General features: G+C 47.7%; 23 protein-coding genes and 1 tRNA gene. 7 read left to right on the top strand and 17 right to left on the bottom strand.

Annotation, left to right across the window (positions count from 1 at the left end; all coding sequences use genetic code 11):
• Nucleotides 1-21 precede the first annotated feature (21 nt).
• The 7 genes from HJV72_RS01690 to HJV72_RS01660 form a co-directional block, all read right to left on the bottom strand.
• Entirely contained in the window at nt 22-495 is a 474-nt protein-coding gene (locus tag HJV72_RS01690; RefSeq protein ID WP_243765485.1) for a GNAT family N-acetyltransferase, read from the bottom strand.
• Nucleotides 492-689 carry a hypothetical protein gene (locus HJV72_RS01685; RefSeq protein WP_066579774.1) on the bottom strand — a complete coding sequence of 66 codons (198 nt, stop codon included), beginning with the start codon at nt 687-689 and terminating at the stop codon, nt 492-494. The genes HJV72_RS01690 and HJV72_RS01685 overlap by 4 nt, the downstream gene beginning before the upstream one ends.
• Nucleotides 637-1,083 (bottom strand): hypothetical protein, encoded by a 447-nt coding sequence (locus HJV72_RS20115; protein WP_330618731.1) that lies wholly within the window; start codon nt 1,081-1,083, stop codon nt 637-639. The genes HJV72_RS01685 and HJV72_RS20115 overlap by 53 nt, the downstream gene beginning before the upstream one ends.
• Nucleotides 1,084-1,276: 193 nt before the next feature.
• The gene (locus HJV72_RS01675; protein WP_256435903.1) at nt 1,277-1,621 is read right to left on the bottom strand and encodes an SdpI family protein; all 345 of its coding nucleotides are present in this window, start codon (nt 1,619-1,621) and stop codon (nt 1,277-1,279) included.
• 34 nt (nt 1,622-1,655) lie between these two features.
• Nucleotides 1,656-2,072: a DUF3887 domain-containing protein gene (locus HJV72_RS01670; protein ID WP_208068180.1), complete on the bottom strand. Its 417-nt coding sequence runs from the start codon at nt 2,070-2,072 to the stop codon at nt 1,656-1,658.
• Nucleotides 2,073-2,110: 38 nt separating this feature from the next.
• The gene (locus HJV72_RS01665) at nt 2,111-3,442 is read right to left on the bottom strand and encodes a sensor histidine kinase (protein ID WP_208068178.1); all 1,332 of its coding nucleotides are present in this window, start codon (nt 3,440-3,442) and stop codon (nt 2,111-2,113) included.
• 15 nt (nt 3,443-3,457) lie between these two features.
• On the bottom strand, nt 3,458-4,156 hold the full coding sequence (locus HJV72_RS01660; protein WP_208068175.1) for a LytR/AlgR family response regulator transcription factor: 699 nt from the start codon (nt 4,154-4,156) through the stop codon (nt 3,458-3,460).
• 201 nt (nt 4,157-4,357) lie between these two features.
• Here HJV72_RS01660 and HJV72_RS01655 point away from each other — a divergent pair, with 201 nt between their 5' ends.
• Nucleotides 4,358-5,116, top strand: coding sequence for an N-acetyltransferase (locus HJV72_RS01655; RefSeq protein WP_208068173.1), 759 nt, complete (start codon nt 4,358-4,360; stop codon nt 5,114-5,116).
• 31 nt (nt 5,117-5,147) lie between these two features.
• Here the strand turns inward: HJV72_RS01655 and recQ are convergent, their stop codons facing one another.
• Genes recQ through HJV72_RS01635 form a run of 4 tightly spaced genes read right to left on the bottom strand, consistent with a single transcriptional unit; the run spans nt 5,148 to nt 8,759 of the window.
• Nucleotides 5,148-6,983, bottom strand: coding sequence for a DNA helicase RecQ (recQ, locus tag HJV72_RS01650; protein WP_208068171.1), 1,836 nt, complete (start codon nt 6,981-6,983; stop codon nt 5,148-5,150).
• Nucleotides 6,983-7,402, bottom strand: a complete 420-nt coding sequence (locus HJV72_RS01645; protein WP_334299331.1) for a pyridoxamine 5'-phosphate oxidase family protein — start codon at nt 7,400-7,402, stop codon at nt 6,983-6,985. The genes recQ and HJV72_RS01645 overlap by 1 nt, the downstream gene beginning before the upstream one ends.
• A 23-nt stretch (nt 7,403-7,425) precedes the next feature.
• Nucleotides 7,426-8,040 carry a sugar O-acetyltransferase gene (locus tag HJV72_RS20280; RefSeq protein WP_208068166.1) on the bottom strand — a complete coding sequence of 205 codons (615 nt, stop codon included), beginning with the start codon at nt 8,038-8,040 and terminating at the stop codon, nt 7,426-7,428.
• A 35-nt stretch (nt 8,041-8,075) separates the two neighbouring features.
• Nucleotides 8,076-8,759 carry a TIGR00266 family protein gene (locus HJV72_RS01635; RefSeq protein WP_208068164.1) on the bottom strand — a complete coding sequence of 228 codons (684 nt, stop codon included), beginning with the start codon at nt 8,757-8,759 and terminating at the stop codon, nt 8,076-8,078.
• 116 nt (nt 8,760-8,875) lie between these two features.
• Here HJV72_RS01635 and HJV72_RS01630 point away from each other — a divergent pair, with 116 nt between their 5' ends.
• Both HJV72_RS01630 and HJV72_RS01625 read left to right on the top strand, forming a co-directional pair.
• On the top strand, nt 8,876-9,697 hold the full coding sequence (locus HJV72_RS01630) for an AraC family transcriptional regulator (RefSeq protein WP_208068162.1): 822 nt from the start codon (nt 8,876-8,878) through the stop codon (nt 9,695-9,697).
• 71 nt (nt 9,698-9,768) lie between these two features.
• Nucleotides 9,769-10,659 carry a DMT family transporter gene (locus tag HJV72_RS01625; RefSeq protein ID WP_208068161.1) on the top strand — a complete coding sequence of 297 codons (891 nt, stop codon included), beginning with the start codon at nt 9,769-9,771 and terminating at the stop codon, nt 10,657-10,659.
• An 810-nt stretch (nt 10,660-11,469) separates the two neighbouring features.
• Here the strand turns inward: HJV72_RS01625 and HJV72_RS01620 are convergent.
• From HJV72_RS01620 to HJV72_RS01610, 3 genes are all read right to left on the bottom strand, one after another.
• Nucleotides 11,470-13,764: an ABC transporter permease gene (locus HJV72_RS01620; RefSeq protein WP_243765484.1), complete on the bottom strand. Its 2,295-nt coding sequence runs from the start codon at nt 13,762-13,764 to the stop codon at nt 11,470-11,472.
• The gene (locus HJV72_RS01615) at nt 13,764-14,465 is read right to left on the bottom strand and encodes an ABC transporter ATP-binding protein (RefSeq protein WP_208068160.1); all 702 of its coding nucleotides are present in this window, start codon (nt 14,463-14,465) and stop codon (nt 13,764-13,766) included. The genes HJV72_RS01620 and HJV72_RS01615 overlap by 1 nt, the downstream gene beginning before the upstream one ends.
• A 216-nt stretch (nt 14,466-14,681) precedes the next feature.
• Nucleotides 14,682-15,272: a TetR/AcrR family transcriptional regulator gene (locus tag HJV72_RS01610; RefSeq protein WP_208068159.1), complete on the bottom strand. Its 591-nt coding sequence runs from the start codon at nt 15,270-15,272 to the stop codon at nt 14,682-14,684.
• Between the two features lie 154 nt (nt 15,273-15,426).
• On the opposite strand from HJV72_RS01610, the gene HJV72_RS01605 reads away from it, so the two are divergent.
• Nucleotides 15,427-15,499: transfer RNA gene (locus HJV72_RS01605), tRNA-Ala, on the top strand.
• Between the two features lie 374 nt (nt 15,500-15,873).
• On the opposite strand, the gene tnpA is transcribed toward HJV72_RS01605, so the two are convergent.
• Both tnpA and HJV72_RS01595 read right to left on the bottom strand, forming a co-directional pair.
• A complete protein-coding gene (tnpA, locus tag HJV72_RS01600) occupies nt 15,874-16,329 on the bottom strand; it encodes an IS200/IS605 family transposase (RefSeq protein WP_208068377.1) in 456 nt (151 codons plus the stop codon).
• A gap of 220 nt (nt 16,330-16,549) precedes the next feature.
• A complete protein-coding gene (locus tag HJV72_RS01595; protein WP_208068158.1) occupies nt 16,550-17,503 on the bottom strand; it encodes a collagen-like protein in 954 nt (317 codons plus the stop codon).
• 230 nt (nt 17,504-17,733) lie between these two features.
• On the opposite strand from HJV72_RS01595, the gene HJV72_RS01590 reads away from it, so the two are divergent.
• From HJV72_RS01590 to HJV72_RS01580, 3 genes are all read left to right on the top strand, one after another.
• Nucleotides 17,734-18,060, top strand: a complete 327-nt coding sequence (locus HJV72_RS01590) for a sporulation initiation factor Spo0A C-terminal domain-containing protein (protein ID WP_208068157.1) — start codon at nt 17,734-17,736, stop codon at nt 18,058-18,060.
• Nucleotides 18,061-18,264: 204 nt separating this feature from the next.
• Complete coding sequence (locus HJV72_RS01585; RefSeq protein ID WP_208068156.1) at nt 18,265-19,146, top strand: MBL fold metallo-hydrolase; 882 nt, start codon at nt 18,265-18,267, stop codon at nt 19,144-19,146.
• A 145-nt stretch (nt 19,147-19,291) separates the two neighbouring features.
• Complete coding sequence (locus HJV72_RS01580; protein WP_208068155.1) at nt 19,292-20,131, top strand: helix-turn-helix domain-containing protein; 840 nt, start codon at nt 19,292-19,294, stop codon at nt 20,129-20,131.
• A gap of 85 nt (nt 20,132-20,216) precedes the next feature.
• On the opposite strand, the gene HJV72_RS01575 is transcribed toward HJV72_RS01580, so the two are convergent.
• Nucleotides 20,217-20,681 carry a GyrI-like domain-containing protein gene (locus tag HJV72_RS01575; RefSeq protein ID WP_208068153.1) on the bottom strand — a complete coding sequence of 155 codons (465 nt, stop codon included), beginning with the start codon at nt 20,679-20,681 and terminating at the stop codon, nt 20,217-20,219.
• Nucleotides 20,682-20,695 lie beyond the last annotated feature (14 nt).

Here is a 20,695-nt window from a genome sequence, read left to right as displayed (position 1 = left end):
CCTATCCTGCTTTCTCTGCCGCTATGCACCGCTTCGGGCATCCCACGTCATTATAATCTCTTTTTCTCCGGTATCCTTATCGATGCCTTCTGATGCAGCCTGGAATTTTTCGCGTTTATAGAAACGGACGGCACGCTCATTTTTCTCATACACGCATAATCCCAATGCCGGCCTTTTATCCTTCAAATAATTCAGAAGCGCTTTCCCAATCCCACCTGACTGGGCTGCGCCATCCACAAATAAGCCGGCGATATGACTGCCGGATACTCCTGCAAATGCCTGAATCTCTCCATCTGCATCCGATTCATACACATAGACCTCTGCCTCTGAAATCATCTCCCGCACGGATTGGGCATTGTTCTCCCAATAGCTCTTTGGGATAAAATTGTGGGCCTTGATATTCGTATCGAGCCAGATCTCCATCACCTTATCCAAGTCTTTCTTCTTCATCTTCCGAATCATCCGACATACCTCATCCATCCTTGTTCCTGTCATCTATCCTTCTTAAATACAGAGATGATAAGCTGTATGATCAGCAATGGCGTCACGATAAAGCAGAATCCGCAAAGTACCCGAAGCAGAAAGCTGAGTCCTGAATCTCCCAGAAGTCCAAAGCCTATGCTTGTCGACAGTACGCTAAATATCAGGGCTGCCACACTTAATATAATGATGCCTTTCTTTTCTTTCATTCCTTCTTACCCCCTTGAATATGATGCCCCGGCATGCTTTCATCCTGCCATTCCAGCTCTTTCTTGTAAAAGGTACGTGCACATCGAACACATCCTCATTTTCTATTGTAAAAAACTCATGATAAATGTCCGGTACCGCTATCGGATGTCTCATCTCATTGCAGCCTGTCCATTCAGGATTGTACTTCAAGATAAGCTGTTCGCTCTGGCCTGCTGTTACAGCGCCAAATGGTTGTTTGGAAAATGGCTCTCCTCCACAGGTACACAGCAGAACTCTATCTTCATCCCAGATTCCTCTGCCAAGGCCTTCGCCTGTCCAATCTGGTCCGCTGATATGTCTATGCCTGTAACGCGTAATCTTCTGAGGTGCGTCCCCAGTCAAATTCTCTGCCATTATCTATACTTTTATTCTTAATCATCCCGGCACCTGCTTTCTATAAAAATACAATTCTGCAATATACCTTATCCTATATTATAGCAAATGAAGTTCAAAATGTATAACATAACCTCTGCCGATACATGTTTAATATCTAATGGCTAGCCGGAAAAGAGGGGCTGGTTTTACCCAGTCCCTCAATTTATACCTGTTACCATATACGTCTGCCATATTCATCAAAGTGCTTCTTAAGCGATGATTCGACCGGCACGATAGACAGGCAGACAGCCACGAGCTGAACGCTTACAATATACATAGACGCAGTCTCATAGTCTCTGTCTTTCAATAACACCATAGCTGCCGCCGACAGCAATAGCAGAATGATGCCTCCTCTGCACCACACGGTCCCACAGCATTTATGTGCATAGATCCATGTCCCTTTATTCATCATGGACCTCTTTGTCCGATACCCATATGCCAGATTTATCGAAGCGGGGGGATGTTTCCTCCATATGCATCCAATCAGTGCCACAACGGCCGGAGTCAGCAGGACCATGCAGAACAAAAATATATACATAGTTCATCCCTTTCTATTTAATAAAAAAACCAGCCACTTTCATATTCTTATCAAACGAAATCGTATACTGCGCTTTGCGTTCTTCATATTGAGCCTTGACGACAGCCACCGCAAATTCCTGCTCCGTATCTTTATCTTCGCTTCCGGCCACCGCCTCCTCCCCATAGCTCTTAAATGCCCCCAGCTCTTCTATGACAGGCTGCACTTCGCTGACCATCGTCTCTGCCGGAAGTGCCGACTTAAGCTGTGCGCTCCATTTCTCTTCTGCCAGCTTTTCGTACTCTCCCGCGTTCACCAAGCCGATCACCTCTTCCGCCGCCTTCTTCACCTCATTTTCGTCATAATCTTCGGAAAGCTTCTGGCTCTTTGCACAGCCTGAGATGCTCCCTATGAGTAATGCAACACCAATCACTACAAAAAAGCTCTTCATCTTGTCTCCTCCTCCATTTTGATTCCCAATCACTATCTTCATCTTGTTTCAGCCGCATCTCCTTCCGGGCCCGGTATCGTAATGCTAACCGCAAATTCCCGGTCCTTTTCTTCAATATCCATGCCGCCCCCGCAGCGCTTCAGCGTCTGTCGAACATTACCAAGTCCAATCCCTCTGTGTACAGAATCTTTCCCGTTTTTATCCGCCGCAGGGTCATATGAATTACATATTTTAACAACGCTGAATTCACGGAAGGAATCTGCCTTAACAGTAATATATCTCTTATCTCCTGACCTTTCTGCCGCCTCCAGCGCATTATCCAGAAGATTGGCAAATACGGTCGTCACATCCATGTCCTTCATATGCCCAAGCCGTATCTTGCCTATACTGACTTCCATGCGTATGTTCTTCTGCCTGGCCGTCTCCGCCTTGTCATTCAATATGATATTCAGCATATGGCTGTCCGTGTACTGACGCTGTGCGAAGCTGTCCAGCATTCTGTGCATATCCCTGGCATAGGCATTGCCTGCCTCACTTCTGCTCATCTGGCAGAGCGCCTCTATCGACTGGAGATGGTTGCGCATATCGTGAATCAGCTTTCTTGACGACTCGTACTTCTCTTCCAGCTTTTCATAATAATGGTATTGCATCTCGCTCTGTCTCTGGAACGTCTTCAGCTCTTCCTTCAGCTTCCTGTTCCTGGACTGATAGGAAAACAGATACAGGATATACAGATTCATGAACACCAGGAAGCATATATCCATAATAACCAGATACGCTCCGTACAACTGTATGTAAACATTGCCAAGCACGATGAGTGACGCGATGATAAATGCACTGATCAGCGGAGGAAGAAAAAGTCCGGCAAACTGGAAGCCCGACACGTCCTCGAACTGCCTGCGGTTCAGCATCGCCACCCACACCCCGGTCAGTAAAAGGGCCGCCAGCTGCTTGATAATGAGGGCAATGTTGGCAGAATAGTAATCAAACACGAACATACCCCACTGGGACATGATAAACCCATACACGAGATAGATGACGAATATCTGCATCAGGACATATGTGACCGGATAGAGGAAGTAATAGAACAGGTACATCCTCCTGCTGTTATATAACTTATGCCCGATGAACATCGACCCGGCTGCCATGAACAGTATGGCTGGAATATTGCCCCAGGAAGAATAGCTAAAACCGTAAGACAATGCCGCGTATCCGGCCCAGAACACGGAAAATGCAAGCAGCCTTCCCCTAGCCGGCTTCGTTATATTCTGTTCCGTATGGCTCATAAAATACCATGTACAGACAGTGAGTACCACCGTTTCAGCCATAGCCAGAATGCTGTTCCACATACTTGATTCTATAAAGCCCACCTGCGTTCCTCCTGACTAGATATATTCTGCCTGCCGTCTGCTAAGCCGTCCCCTGAACTGTGCGGATCGTTTTTGTGACAGTGGTATGATATCACCGTTCATCATATGGATATCATATCCTCTGATTGACTTTACATGGTAAAGGTTCACGGTAAAGCTCTTGTGTGGGGCAGCAAAACCATATGCTTCCATCCGCTCCGCCAGTTCGGTAATCTTTCCCCTCAGAAAATATTCCCCGTTCTTTGTCACCATGCGTATCTTCCGCCCCACATATTCCATGTAATATATATCATACACATCCATTTCTAACACACCTTCGCAGGCAGCGAAATGAAGGGGCCCCTCCCGTCCTCTCTCTTTGCCATAGTCACATGCCTCTATGAACTGGCTCCTGATCTCCTCCTCATCCACAGGTTTTAGAAGAAATGCAAACGGGTGTACAAGAAAAGAACGGCTCATATAATCCTCATAGCCGGTGACATAGATGATTCTGACGGCGTGGTCTGTCCTTCTGATTACGGCGGCCGCCTCCAGCCCGTCTGTCTCAGGCATATCGATATCCAGGAATAGCACATCATATCCCTCATATCCGTCTATCAGGTCTGTCCCGTCGGCAAATTCACTAATCAGGCACTCTGCGCCGGACCTTTCTACCGCTGTGCGGATGAGCATCCGCACCAGCATATCGTCATCACAGATAGCAACATGATACATATTCTCTACCCTCTCTTTTCGTGCTGATTCCATTATATCGGTAAATGTCCAGGCCGACAATATCTATGTCGCCAGATACAGGATCAGACGCATAAGATACAGCCGGAAGCAGCAGACTCAAATAATTGCAGGAAACCTGACAAGCGTTGTCAGATTACATCTGTTACAATAGAGCAAATACAACTAAAAGGAGATTAAAAGATGGAATTTATAACTGTTGACGAGAAAAATATAGAGAAAGAGCATATCTGCTGCTGTATCGCAGACAAGAAAGGGGAAAACTGCGTCTCTTCCAAAAAGGCATGGATGAAAGAGAACCTGCCGGACGGGCTTGTGTTTCTGAAAGCAGACGTAAGAGGCAAAGTTTTTATCGAATACATGCCTGCCGAAAATGCCTGGTATCCGATTGACGCACCAGGGTACATGCACATCAACTGTTTCTGGATATCGGGACAGTATAAGGGGAAGGGATATTCAAACGAGCTGCTCCATCAATGCATCGAAGATGCAAAGGAAAAGGGGAAATGCGGCATCACGATTATCGCCTCTGAGAAAAAAAGAAGCTATCTGCCAGACCCGGACTATATGAAGTATAAAGGCTTTACCGCTGCCGATACTGCCAGCCCGTATTTCGTGCTCTACTATCTTCCTTTTTCAGATACTTCGCCTGTGCCAAAATTCAAGGGCTGTGCCACATCTGGAAGGATTGAAGAAAAGGGAATGGTCCTGTACTACACGAGCCAATGTCCTCATACTTTTAAGTATGTCCCTCTTATCCAGGACATCGCCAGAGTGCATGGGACTTCCATTGCGGTACACAAGCTGGAGACAGCCCGCCAGGCTCAGGAGGCGCCTTCTCCTTTTACGACGTACAGCTTCTATTATGACGGAGAATTCATAACGAATGAAATATTCGGCGAGAAGAAATTCGAAAAATTTCTTCTCGCACACGGCCTTTAGATTTCAGCCTTATTCAGCATACGCCGGCATATTACCGGAGCTTCCGTATCTCCTCCAAAAACCGTTCGCCGTATTTGTCATACTTATACTCTCCCACTCCGGAGACAGACAGCATACCTTGCTTATCTGCCGGCTTCTCCACGCACATGTGGACAAGTGTCTTGTCAGAAAACACGAGATACGGGGGCACTTTTTCTTCTCTTGCTATTTCCATCCTGAGTGCCCTCAGCCTCTCGAACATAGGCTCATCTGCCGCGGAAAGCCCGGCCGCTTTTGTCTTTCCGCCCTTTGCCTTCTTGTGGCTCTTCGTTTCCTTCTCTGCCTCCTTGGGCATCTTCATCGTAATCTGCTCTTCCCCGTCGAGTACCTGTCCTGATCTGGCGGTCAGCTTAACGATACTGTAGCCGTCCGTCGTCAGCATGAGATATTCTCCGAGCAGCAGATGGTTGACAATCTGCCGGAGACGGTAGGCAGGGACCTTAGCCAGCGCCCCATACTGTGGATTTTTATCCATATGGTACTGGCGGATCTTCGCCGTCTTCGCGCCATGCACGGTATCCAGTATGACATTGACGCCATAGCGCTGCCGGCAGGATGATACGCAGCTGATGATAGCAGCTGCGCTCTCTGTGACATCCACCGTCTCAAACTGCGACAGGCAGTTGCTGCAGTTACCACAGTAGTTGCTCCCGTACTCTCCAAAATAACGAAGAATGTAGTCCCGGAGGCATTCGTTTGTAAAGCAGTAGAACGTCATCTTCCTCAGGCGCTCCCTGTCCCTCTCTCTTACAATCTCCATCGTCAGCTCATCCAGCTGATCATTCTCCTTGTTATTGTCTATAAAGAGCTGGTTCGTCACCACATCCTGGCCGCCGTACAGAAGGATGCACTCGGATGCTTCGCCGTCCCTTCCTGCCCTTCCTGCCTCCTGATAGTAGCTCTCCATATTTTTCGGCATATTGTAGTGCACTACATATCTGACGTTGGATTTGTCTATCCCCATGCCAAATGCATTTGTCGCCACCATGATATCTGAGCGGTCATAGATGAAGTCTTCCTGGTTCGACTTCCGTTCCTGGTCACCGAGGCCCGCATGGTATCTTGTGGCAGAGAATCCCGCCTCCTTAAGCCTGCCGCACACATCCTCCACATTTTTACGTGTCAGGCAGTAGATGATGCCGCTCTCATTTCTGTGCCGCTCTACATAGTTCATCAGGGCCCCAAGCTTATCCTTCGGGGCGTATACCGCAAAGTACAGGTTCGGACGGTCAAAACCGGTAGAAGTGACAAGAGGATTTTGAAGCTGCAGTATATCTGCAATATCCTCCCTGACTTCCTTCGTGGCTGTCGCGGTAAACGCGCTCACCACAGGACGCATAGGAAGCTGCTCGATAAAGTCTACGATCTTCAGATAGCTGGGCCTGAAATCCTGTCCCCACTGTGATACGCAGTGCGCCTCGTCTACCGCCACCATAGAGATGTCCGTATGAAGGGCAAAGTCCAGGAACTCGCCCGTATCCAGCCGCTCAGGAGCCACATAGATGATGGGATACCGTCCTTCCTTCGCGTACCGCAGCGCCGTGTGGTATTGGTTCAGAGTAAGCGAGCTGTTCAGATACGCCGCATGGACCCCTGCCTGATTCAGCGCTTCGACCTGGTCTTTCATCAGTGATATAAGCGGTGATATGACGAGCGTAATACCCTGCATCAGGAGTGCCGGTATCTGATAGCAGAGCGACTTGCCGGCACCGGTCGGCATGATGCCAAGCGTGTCTCTTCCTTCGAGGATGCTGTCAATCAGCTCATTCTGTCCGTCCCGGAACTCGTCATATCCAAAATATTGTTTTAGAACTTCGTATTTATCCATTATTGTATCCCAAAATCCTCCGAATGGAAATTGCTGTAATACCGCCCTTTTACTGCCGTGAACTTCAGTACACAGTAGTCCGGATCCGTCACGCCTTCTTCATAATACATCGTATCTCCGTCACGCCAGATCCTTTCCTTCGCTTCCGCCGTCTCCAGCACCTCCATCGTCCCCATAAGGCATACGCCGCGGTAGAACCGCTTATCGACAAAATATATGCTTGCCTGTGCATTTTCCCGATAGCACTTCACCTTGTTAGATGATGTATTCGTCGTGAACCAGAAGGTCCGGATCCCATCACGTTCCCTTGGCGCAAGCATGGCTCTGCTGACGGGATACCCCTCCTCATCTATGTAGTTGACAACGTTCAGATTGCTTTTATCTATCAGATTGCCTATCGTCTGAACCGGATCTCTCATCATATCTTTACCGTACCTTCTTTCTAATCTCTTTTGTTGGCTTTGTACTTTTGTTCCTGCTCTTCCCAGTATATCCTGTCGTCCTCATTGATCTTACGCAGCACTTTGCACGGACAGCCCGCTGCTATCACTCCGGAAGGGATATCCTTCGTCACTACAGAGCCGGATCCTATCACTACATTATCTCCGATGCTCACTCCCGGGTTGATGACCGTATTGCCGCCTATCCACACATCGCTGCCAATGGATACTTTCCTGCCGAATTCCAGCTGTGTACTGCGCACGTTTGCGTCAATCGGGTGCCCTGCGGTATAGACGCATACCCGCGGCCCCCAGAATACGTTGTCTCCTATCGTAACGCTGCATACGTCTACGATGATACAGTCGTAATTGGCATAGAAATTCTCTCCTATGGAGATGTTCGTGCCGTAATCACAGCGGAAGGTAGGTTCGATGTGCAGATTCTCTCCTGTCTTTGCGAACAGTTCTTTCAGAAGCTGCGCGCGGTAATCCATCTGTTCCTCAGTCGTACTGTTATACAGCCGTGTAAGCCGCTTGGCCCGCATGAACTCTCTCGTAAGTTCTTCGTCACCTGCAAGGTATAGTTGTTCTGATAACATCAATTCCTTCTCTGTCATATCCTGCTCCCATCTTATGATTTGTTCCGCCAGGCTTACGAGCCTGATGACGGAAGATACGGTCTGAGCACACCCGCTACATTGCTGATAGGCATCGTCTGAAGCCAGACTTTACCCGGTCCTGTAATGACGGTGTTAAAGATGCCCTCGCCTCCAAACAGCATGTTCTTCACGCCCGGAACACTCTGTATCTCCATGCTGCAAGTGGCAGACATCGCTGCCAGATGGCCGGTATCTACTACAATCTGCTGCCCCGTCTGGAGTTCGTAATTAATCACATGCCCGTCGAACTCGGCAAATACCATGCCGCGACCGCTTACCTTCTGCATGATGAACCCCTCTCCTCCAAACAGTCCTGAACTGAACTTCTTGTTGAAGAACACCGACATATCCACTCCTGCCTCTCCCGCAAGAAACGCACTTTTCTGCAATATCATCTCCTGCCCCGGCCCGATTTCAAACGCCTCCACTGAGCCCGGAAAGCTTGATGCAAATGCAATCATGCCTTCGCCGCCCTGAGCCGTATAGATATTCTGGAACATCTTCTCACCGGTGAACATCCGCCCAAACGCTTTCCCGATTCCACCGTTGGTCGTCGTCTCCATCAGCATGTTGGGCGACATCCATGCCATGCCTCCGCCTTCTGTAATCATCCTCTCCCCGGCCTCAAGCTGGCAGATGACAACCGGAAGCGTCTCGCCCTGGATCTCATATCTCATATTCACATCCTCCTTTTTACCAAGTATAACATAAGTGTCACATCATTCAAGAAAACTTTCCGAAGATGTGTTAAAATATCATCAGTACATCAGAAGCGCCATCAGGGAGGAATATAATGCCAAGAGAGCAGGAACAGCGGCACGTATACTACGACCGCGATTTGAAGATAGAAGCATACAACTTAAGTGGAATCGTCCAGAAATTCCCCAACCATTTTCACGAATTCTATGTCATCGGCTTCGTGGAAGGCGGCAGGAGGCATCTCTGGTGCAAGGCACAGGAGTACGACCTGACAGCCGGGGACCTCATCCTGTTCAACCCTAACGACAACCATTACTGCGCGCCCCTCGGAGGCGAGATACTGGATTACCGGGCTGTCAACATCCCTACGGATATCATGGAAAGAGCCGCGTCCGAAATCACAGGGAAGCCGTTTGTCCCGCATTTCACCCAAAACGTCGTGTACCAGAGCGATATCACCCAATCGCTCGGAAGACTGTATGACGCCATATTAAAGGGCGGTCCGCGCCTGGAAAGGGAGGAGGCATTCTTCTTCCTGCTCCATCAAGTTCTGGAAGACTATGCCGCACCTTTTGATGAGGTGGAAATTATACATCCCAATCCGCAGATACAGACGCTTTGCAGCTATATGGACGAACATTTCGCCGATAACATAACTCTGGATGACCTGCTTACTATGACGAGCTTCGGGAAATCATATCTCATAAGGTCCTTTACCCGACAGGTAGGTGTCTCCCCATACCGCTATCTCCAGACCGTACGTCTTGGACGGGCCAAGAAGTTTCTGGAACAGGGCGTACCGCCTATCGATGCGTCCGATATGGCCGGATTCTCGGACCAGAGCCACTTTACAAACTTCTTCCGGGAATTTACAGGCCTTACTCCCAAGCAGTACCAGCGGATATTTACAGATTGAGGTACCGGCACATCCAAGGATGCGCCGGCAAAGAATACATACAAAGGCAAGAGAGAGGAACGATAACAGACATGTCAGAGACAAACAGAGCCAAAGGCCATCTGGCCGCCTTTATAACCATACTTATCTGGGGCACTACTTTCATTTCCACAAAGGTGCTGCTTAAAGACTTTACACCTATCGAGATATTATTTATCCGGTTTATCATCGGCTACATCGCACTTTGGTGCGTCCGGCCAAAGCTTATGCCGCTAAAAAGCAGAAAGCAGGAAGGAACCTTTCTCCTCGCGGGCCTGTGTGGCATCTGCCTTTATTATCTGCTGGAGAACATCTCCCTGACAATGACACAGGCATCCAACGTGGGGGTTATCATCTCCACAGCCCCGTTCTTCACTGCCATACTTACGCGGCTCGTCTCACGGGAGAAGGAACCACTCGGCATACCATTTTTTCTTGGATTCGTGGCTGCCATGGCCGGAATCAGCCTGATCAGCTTTTCGGACGGAAGTGCAAGCCTGAACCCGACCGGAGACTTCCTTGCGCTGCTGGCTGCTTTCATCTGGGCCTGCTATTCTGTACTTACGAAGAAAATCTCCGGGTTCGGATATTCCACGATAGAAACGACTAGAAGAGTCTTCTTCTACGGTATCATGTTCATGGTCCCGGTGATGCTCTTCTCTGGGTTCACTCCAGACCTAAAAGCGCTGATAAGTCCAATCAGTCTCGGAAACATGCTCTTCCTGGGACTGGGAGCCTCCGCGCTCTGCTTCGTCACATGGAACGCTGCCGTACGGATCCTCGGAGCAGTAAGGACGAGCGTCTACATCTACCTCGTGCCTGTCATCACCGTGACTGCCTCTGTAATCGTGCTGAAAGAGCAGATTACAATAAAGTCTTGTATCGGCATGCTGCTGACCCTGGCAGGCCTATGGATATCAGAACAAAAGTGGGGGGGGAAGTAAAGTGGCTGCGGGCGGGGAGCCGGGTGGCATCTGCTCCGATGCGTACGAGGCTCCGACTAGCCCACGGCCTCCTAACTTTGCGGCAGAGTCGCTGATAGCAGCTCCTCTCCCGCAAACTAAGGATTCCGGGGCGGATTCTCCGCCTCTACCGCTTACACCTGCGCATCTCCCACCCGGCTCCCCGCCCGCTATCTACTTTACTAACAAGGGCAAGGGCGGCTGTGTGTCGTTACTGGCCAGCGGATGAACGCTGGCTGCGTGAGATGAATGATAAAATATCACAAGCTTAATGTGAATAACACAAAGAGCAGATGAATGATAAGAGTTTTGCTAGTCCAGATGAATCAGGCTGGCGAATATGTTCGTTGTTAAGCAATTGTAGCGAGGCATACACGCTGTTGCTGCAAGAAGAGCCGGAACCAGGCAGGAGATGTCATCTTATAAGCATCCTCGTACTTGATTCCTGCTCTTCTTATATTAGGATTCTTTTCGTCAAAGGGCTTTAGCTTGCTTAGCCCCTTATCACTATGCTGACACAGCCAAAGCCCTTCCATCTGCCAGCAACGTCACACCGCCACCCCCGCCCATGCCAGTAAAGCAGATAGCCGCTGGGGAGGTATGGGGCAGATGCGAAGGTCTAAGCGGGAGGGACTTAAGAATCCTCACCAGATTCCTTGGATTGTGGGGTGAAAGCCGCTATCGGCGAACACTCCACAATCTTAGGAATCTGTGTGAGAGTCGCAGTTCCCGGACGCATCGGAGCATCTGCCCCCTACCTCCCCGCGGCGTCCTGCTTCACTAAACTCCCAATTACTCCGCCTTCAGTGCCTCTACCATGTCAATGTGAGGAATCTTTCTGGACACTATCCGGCTGATCAGGAAGGACAGCATAAGCGTTCCGGCCGCGCTCAGCACCCACGATTCAGCCTTTATATATACGGGTATATCCATAGAGTCCGGTATGGTGGAAAGCAGATAGTAAAGCAGGCCGTATCCCGCCGGCATGCCGATAAGTATCCCAAGTACGGACAGCCATACATTCTGCTGTATCATTATCTTCCGTATCTTCTTATCTGCAAATCCGAGCACCTTCATCGTCGCAAATTCCCGGTACCGTTCCATATAAGACAGGATGCCCAGGTTATACAACATGACACTTCCAAGAATCACCGCTCCAAGTACGAGGATAGTTATCATCATCACCATTCCATCCATCATAGAATCCACACTCTTGGTAAGCTCCGTCTGGTATGATATGCTGCATTCGTCTTCGTAAAAGCCAAAGCCATGTTCCGGCTCCTTTCCGATGATGGCACTTGGCTCATATACCTGGCCTGTGTCCTCATAATCTGCCCTCATCATGACAATCCCCTGGCTAAGCGGCGTACGGATGATTGCTTTAACTTCAGACCTTATATACGATTTGCCGCCTGCTGGTTTCCATGTGATGACATCCCCCTTCCTGATTCCAAGGCTGTCTGCCGTCTTCTTTGACAGCGCGATTCCTCCATCCACCTTTGTAAATGTTTCCAGATTTTCCGCCAGCTTCACATATCGCGTGCTTTCTGCCACGGTAAGTGTAACGTCTTTTTTCTCCACCTTCTTACTTTTCCTGGCTCCTTCACCGTCTGGCTCTGATGACGCTTCTCCTGTAAGGATGGATGCGCTGCTCTCCATCAGATATTCCCCGTCCGTCATCGCGAGAATGTCCTGTTGTCCTTGTTCCTTTGGCAGATCCGTTATCTTGCATTCATAGTCCTGCTGTTTCGTAAACGTCCAGTCCGATAGATTTACAAATGTATCATATAGCGCAAACGCACAGAAAAGAAGCGCCGTACAGCCGAGGATGCCGCACAGGCTCATAACACTTCTCAGCCTGTTCCTGGCGATGTCCCTGAGATTCCATCTTCCTGCAAATCCAAGGCAGCGGGCTGCTCTTGGAAGTTCCTTCACACCTCCATTAGGCATATCAGCATACAATACAGTGGCCGCGTCCGGCTTAAGGTATTTCCGGCAGATCAGACCGCTGATAATCACACAGAGGGACGTGCAGCCAAGCGGCAGAAGATAATAGGCAGGAGGCAGATACCCTCCCCACAGAGGCAATACGTACAACTGCTTCATAAACCCGTATATCAGTCCCGGAAGAAAACGATATCCGCACACGAACCCTCCAAGTGCTCCGGCAAGGCAGATAAAGGCATTGTGTGACAGATAATGGATAATCAGCTTCTTCTTTGTAAAACCCAATGCCTTCAGTATGCCTATCTGCATCTTCTGGTTCTTCAGCAGCCGATGCATGGTTGTCATGACAATCATCACGGCTATCAGAAGAAATGCAGCTGAAAAGGCCGTTCCTATCGTCCTGTGCTGCTCTATCTCATCATTTACCATGGATATGCCCGGATATCTGGATGCCTCTATCGCAACCACATTACCGTCATCAAGTATATCCTGTATGAGCTGCTTATTCTCCGGACCTGCAGTCTTCACCACAATCTCGTTCAAGATGTATGGAACTTCCTCTGGCAGAAGCTTCGGACTAATCCATGCGAATCCCGTATTCTTATGTTCCGGCATCATACCGCCTTCGGATGCACCATATATATATTCCGGGCTATAGACAAGACCGAGAATCTTCCCCTTGATTTCCAGTCCTTTGTACTGTAACCCCATGTAGCTGCCGACCTTGTAATGATTCTCTTCGGCATACAGCGCATCCAGCCATATGCCTTTTTGGCTGCTGTCAAACGGGAGCCCCTCCTTGACATGAAGCCTTGATATGTTGTCACTTTCTGCCACATAGGTATCCAGCGATGCTTCTCTGTTATCAGTGGGAACCATCGGCAGGAGCATCCTGCCTTCCGCTTCTGTAATGCGGTCATCATTCCTGACCTGCTCCAGGTCATTTTCTGTAAAATGATGGAATGCCCAGATATCTGCCATATTCTGATTATGTAAATAATTATTAAAATTCCTCTCCAGGCCTTTCCATTCTCCGGTAATTCCGGAAAAAAGGAAACATCCAATAAACATCATGAGGAAAATGGCGGTAAACTGTACTTTATTTTTATATATATCCCGCAGCATCTTTCTTGTTAACATTACCAGTCCACCTCTTCTATACTAACAGGTTGTTCATTCACGTGATTCTCTACGACCCGGCCATTCTTTACCTTGATGATTCTGTCTGCTGCCTGGGCAAGGTTAGCGTTATGAGTGACGATGAGCGTCGTACAGCCTTCCTCCTTGCATAGCCTTCTGAGCTCTGACAGCACCATACAGCCTGTCTCGCTGTCCAGGGCGCCTGTCGGTTCGTCACAGAGCAGCAAATCGGGATTCTTTGCTATCGCCCTCGCGATAGATACCCTCTGCTGTTCTCCGCCTGACAGCTGGTCCGGAAATTTACGCCCGTGGTCTTTGAGGCCGACTTTTTTAAGAGCTTCATCCGGGGACGCGGCATCCTTTTTCAGCTCTTTCATAAGAGCCACGTTTTCGCGGACGGTCAATGTCGGTATCAGATTGTAAAATTGAAATACGAACCCTACCTTTTCGGCCCGGTAGCCAGACATCTCCTTTTCGTTCAACGCTGCGATGTCCAGACCGGAAATCCTTATCTCCCCTTCATCTGCGTGGTCTATTCCTCCAAGAATATTCAGAAGCGTACTTTTGCCCGCTCCGCTCGGTCCCAGTATGACAGTAAATTCTCCTTCTTCTACTGTAAATGATACTTTGTTAAGGGCATATACCTTTCGTCCTCCGCTTTCATATATTCTGCTTACGTCTTTTAATGCCACGATACTCATGCTTTCTGCCTCTCCTTTTAATGTATACCGTCCCGGATGTACGGTATCCCGCCCGTTCCGGTTCTTTTGTGGCTCTTATATTAACGGCTTCTGTATTGATTTACAATAGCAACGCCTGTATAAAAATCACAACTTAACAGCTGTTCATTATTCAAATCTCAGGAAGTAAAAAAACTGCCTCCTGTCAGAAGGCAGTTCTCATTATTTTACAGCCGGTTACAGCTTTTGCTCGTTGACAACCAGCCCTGTACACAGCATCTTAAATACCTTGATAAATTCTTTCTGGGCATCTTCCGTATCTTTATGCTCTAACAATACGTGGCGGATGCAGGAGATAAATGTTGAAGTCAATATGTCAATATATGGGGAATCGCTGTCTTCCATGCCAAGATGCCATGCCATATGGTTTTTGAACTTTTTAACAAACGCTTCCCTTGCTTCGATGAAACGGGTCGTTCTTAATTCAAACAGGATGAGCAGCCGTTCATCAAGCATGTACTGAAACTCTTTATAATTACTCAAATCATCCATTTCCCTTATCGCGTCCAGCATTTCGTCCATCGTATAGGCCCTGACCTGTAATTCCAGATGATCCTCTACCAGTTTTGAAAGCTTTTCCAGCGGTTCTTCCAATATCTCAGATAGGATTGCCTCCTTGTTCGGAAAGTAATGGTATATATTTCCCAGCGTTGTATTCGCTTTTTTTGCAATTACCCGCATAGAGGCAGCTTCATAACCATGAAGCAGGAATTCTTTTTGTGCCGCCCTGAGTATTTCTTCCCTGATGCTTTCTTTTTTGGTCTGCATATTCCTACCTCCGTATAAGAACATCTTATATGCTTTTAAAGCCTTTTTCAACATTTCAAAATTAATAAAAATCAATACCTGCCTTCTGTTCATTTTTTACGAATATCGATACACTACTTTTCTTTTTCATCTTGTAGTGGTATACTGTCGTTATGGGGTATTAGCGCAGCTGGGAGCGCGCAACATTCGCATTGTTGAGGCCACGGGTTCGAATCCCGTATACTCCATATCCGAAAAAATCATCAGAACCCGCAATCCTTTGAAAACAGAGGGATTGCGGGTTTTCTGTATACTGAACCATTTTCTCTTTACATCGTAAATTATACAGTTATGCAACACCGAACAGGCGATACCTCCGCGTGGTGATGTATGATACGGTTCGTCTTGCTCCTTCTTCCCATACTGCCCAAAGATAGATTTGATTCTTTGTTATTCATATTATATTTCCTATCAATCTTGACCACCCGTAAAACGGGTGGTTTGCCCTGAGGCTATAAGCCTCTGTTACCGGCCAGCGCCTAAAGACGCTGGCTTTCACTTTGTTCAAGCTACTATGCCCTTGACTCGTCGCCGCCCTTAAAAGGGCATTTGTACTACTTGGCTACCCCTTAAAGGGGTCCTCGTATTCCTTTACACTTAACTTGTCTCGTAGAATATCGCTTTTTTCCTGCTCCTGTATATACTTTTTTATGGTTGCCTCATTTAGTCCAACGGTACTTACATAGTATCCTTCTGACCAAAAATGTCTGTTCCCAAACTTATACTTCAGGTTTGCGTGCTTTTCAAATATCATCAACGCACTCTTTCCCTTTAAATATCCCATAAAGCTGGAAACACTCATCTTTGGCGGTATACTTACCAGCATATGGATATGGTCGGGCATAAGATGCCCTTCGATTATCTCTACTCCTTTATAAGAACATAACTGTTTCAATATATCTCGGATGCTTTCTTTATATTGATTATATATAATTTTTCGTCTATACTTTGGAGGGAAGACAATGTGATATTTACACATCCATTTTGTATGTGCTAAATCGTTACTTTTGTTTGCCATTAAAATCACCTTTCCTCTCGTTATTGTAGTAGCCTGAACAACTCTATAATAACAGAAAGGTGATTTTTTTGTATTACAGAGGGCCACCACCCGCATAGCAGGTGGATTTTTGTTTCGCATGTCTCCGTTTCTCTTTAGAGAAACTCCTACATACTCAACGGGCTAAAGCCGTATTAAAAAGAGAGCCTGTCACCAAGCTCTCAAAATGTTCTGCTATGGTTTATTTCCAACGTCCGATTGCATGCCAGTTAAAAACTACTGTTTCAAGGCTAGCCGTTGTTGTAATGTATAAATCAAATGCCGCCCTGGGGTTCTGGCTTGTAGCCACTGTTGCAAACATCAACCCATTACGTACACAGGTGATTTGTAAATCGGTCACGTTTGTTATCGAAGCGACAGGGAAAGAGACGTTCGTGATATGAGTGTACACAAAAGACGTGTATGTCAGCCAATTTTTTACCGCTACAGAACGATATCCCCACATTTCTAATGTCCCATCAGCATATTTACGATAGTAGCCACTATTATTGCTACCAACTTCGACAATAGAACTATTACCTATTGTATCTTTGAGTTTTTTCCCCTGTCTGGCATCTAGCGCATACCCCTCCTCCGTCGTCTCAAGATTGTTGGCGATATTCACCGGGCCTGCCGGTCCCTGCTCCCCTTTATCACCTTTCGGGCCCTGGATTCCCTGTAGTCCCTGCGGGCCTTGAGGTCCAGAAGCACCCGTATCGCCTTTGTCGCCTTTCGGTCCCTGCGGTCCTGATACGCCTGGGTCGCCTTTAGGACCAGTTGCGCCGGTCGGTCCCTGCGGGCCGACAGCACCAGTATCACCTTTCGGTCCTGTGGCTCCCTGTGGACCTGTGGCTCCTGTCGGACCTTGTGGCCCTGTCAATCCCTGGGGGCCGGTCAGCCCCTGCGGACCCGTGGCGCCGGTGGCACCCTGCGGACCAGCTGGGCCTGTCTCTCCTTTTTCGCCCCTACCGCCTTTCGGTCCTGTGGCCGGAACCTGCGTGTCAGATTCCCCTATGTACCAGTTGCCATTGACTCCTATGTGAGGCGTGATGCCATCGTCACCTCTTGCTTTGACTCCTGTGTCATAACCATTGATAAACCAGTTCCCATTCTCACCGATATAGATTTCCGGTATGAAGCTTGTGTTTTGTTCCATAATTTATGTTCCTCCTTTTTATAATGTTGTAATCCTATCATTGTTCGTCAGGACATGGAGGGACATTTGATAAGAATTTAATGCAGCATAATTGGCACCATCTATGTCATAATATTTCTGTTATTGTCGAATAATGTCGTTTATGACTATTTCTGCTCTGTTTACGACCGCCTCCATCCTTTACATTATGTATTCTATACAATATACCCGTAAGGTCGAAAGGAGGCATTATGGATAAAACAAGAGCCCTGTTATTAAGGCTCGGGATACGCTCTACACTGAAGGGATTCCACTTTCTTCTGTATGGTCTGAAGCTGTGCTTTACTAGTGAAGATTATCTGCTGTCGGTCTACAAAACGTTATATGTTGATATTGCAGATTATTTTGGCACGTCCAGAGATAATGTGGAGCACTGTATCCGCACCGCCATTTCAAGCTGCTGGTATAAGGGCAATCGGGAACTTCTGAATGAGATTGCCGGCTTCCATCTGAAGCAGAGGCCAGCCAACGGAGAATTTATAGATATTCTCTACAATCACTTATGTCAGGAAGAGTAGCCCGCTTTGCGGGCCTCTTCCTCTCAGGGATTCCTTAAGTCTTCTCTGTGTCTATGATTTAGGGCGTCAGCAATGCCTGTGCCGGCAATCTTCTCTAAATCTTGAAAATATATGACAGCCTCTATATAATAACTGTAACGGCGATACCGTGCCGTGGATAATATGCGACAATGTATGATACGGGTTCATCAAAAGGAGGCAGTCATGTTTGAATTAGTACAGGCAGGAGAAAGGACTTTTTATATACAGGCCCCTGTAAAAATAGGCATATACAAAGCAGGAGGTAATGACGTCTATCTAATCGACAGCGGCAATGACAAGGATGCGGGCCGCAAAGTACGCAAAGTGCTGGAACAAAACAGCTGGAACCTGAAGGCCATTCTCAATACCCATTCTAACGCAGACCATATAGGAGGCAACCGCTACCTGCAACAGCAGTATGGCTGCAAGATTTATGCTCCCGGCATCGAAGCCGCATTTACAAAGCATACTCTTCTGGAGCCTTCGTTCTTATACGGCGGTTATCCGTTTAAAGAACTCCGTCATAAATTTCTTATGGCTGCGCCAAGCTGTGCAGAAGACGTAACCGCGCCAGGATTTCCACCGGAGATAGACATCATCCCTCTGCCAGGACATTTCTTCGATATGGCCGGCTACCGAACGCCTGACGGAACAGTCTTTCTTGCCGACTGTCTGAGCAGCCAGCCGGCCCTTGAAAAATACGGTCTCACCTTTCTCTATGACGTGGCTGCATATCTGGATACGCTGCACCGCGTCAGCGTCATGCAGGCGGAGCTTTTCGTTCCTTCTCACGCAGATGCAGCCAGAGACATCCGGCCGCTGGCCAGGCTGAATGAGGAAAAGATACTGGAAATCGCACAGCATATCAAGCATATATGCGAAGTCCCGCAGACATTCGAGTCATTACTGCAGAAGCTCTTTACCCAATATCAGCTTGACATGAGCTTTGAGCAGTATGTCCTGATTGGCAGCACGGTGCGTTCTTACCTTGCATGGCTGAAGGACCGTGGAGAAATATGCGGTTCCTTCGAAGATTACCAGCTGCTCTGGAATGCAGTGTTATAAGCAGTTCTCATACAACAAATAACAGGTAAACCAGCGGTCGAGTACGTTATTCAACCAAGAATCGGTTGATTCTGCAAGCTCAACCCACTTATAATACTATTATCAGAGGGCTGCTATAGCAATAAAATCAGAGAGGAATTATAAAATGGAAATCAATCAAAGTGAAAAAACAGGAAGATTCATTTGCACAATGCGAAAGGAGAAGAATCTGACGCAGAAAGAACTGGCTCAAAGTCTGGACGTGACTGATAAGGCGATATCAAAATGGGAACGAGGACTGAGCTGTCCCGATATCTCCCTTTTGATTCCGTTGGCTAAAGCATTGGATGTATCTACCAGCGAACTGCTCAACGGCGAAAGGAAAGAAGGCGAACAGCCAGAACATACCGAAGCCATGGTAGCGGAAGCGCTTCAGTATTCTAACCGGAGCACGAAGCTTAAGTTTGAAAAGTTACGGCAGGGCTCATTAATTGCATTGTCTGCCACCTTTCTTATCGCTATATTTACATGTATCATATGCGACTTTTGCCTGACAGGTTCGCTGACATGGTCTCTGCTCGTTACTGCCACCCTGCTTTTCAGCTGGGTCATGCTGCTGCCCGCTTTTAAGGCGAAAAGCAGAGTCATCCGAAAGCTGCTTGCCGCTGTAAGCATTTTTATAATTCCATATCTGGCGGTTCTGAGCCGGTTGTTGAAGCTGCCTATTGTCTTTACACTCGGTGGCTCCATCTCCGCCCTCTCCATCATTGGAATCTGGTGTATATATATCGTTTTTCATTTGTTGCCGGACCGAAAATCATGCGCGGCAGGACTCTCTTTTCTATTGTGCATCCCGTTGAGCATCGGGATAAACCGTATCATCCCTATATTTACCCGGCAACACAATCCGAGCCTCTCAGAAAATCTGGTGAACACCTTTTCGCTGCTTATCCTGGCGGCTATATGCTTTGGAGCCGACTATGTTGCTGCACACAGGAAAGGATGAGAGGCGTGCATAATGTAGTCCATCGATTGGGACGGTCCGTTCAGACATGTATGTGACACATAGGTCTTACAGCCTCCTTCATGTCTTATTGAATTTTGCGTACGGCAAACATGATATCCACGGAAGGATGCCTTCCCATACTTTTCTCTGTATGATATTCATACTCCAGATTTAATGCCTCATACTTGCTGTCCGGGAGCCACTTCGTATAAAAATATGTTTTAGCGGCTCTCACGGCGGCTCCCCACAGAAATCCCAGTCTGGGCCTGATTGTAATGCAGGCATATTTCCCCGCCGGAATCATCTGATACTCCAGCTTCTCATTTTTCAAAGTCCCGCCGATGAACAGCTCGAAGCCTCTGCTCTTCACATCATAATACCTGGAGAGGACATAAAATGGGAGTACAGCATCAGGATTATCCAAAATTAAACGATACTTTTCAGAGATGGTCCTAATATCTGCCGATATCGTTTTGTCATTGGACATCTTACGCAAACCATATATCCTAGTTTGTTCCATATTCATTATCCTGACTTTTATATCTGACATATACTGTCCTCCTC

Source organism: Extibacter sp. GGCC_0201 (assembly GCF_017566055.1).
Taxonomy (GTDB): Bacteria; Bacillota; Clostridia; order Lachnospirales; family Lachnospiraceae; genus Extibacter.
This window is presented reverse-complemented; position numbering and strand designations above follow the sequence as displayed.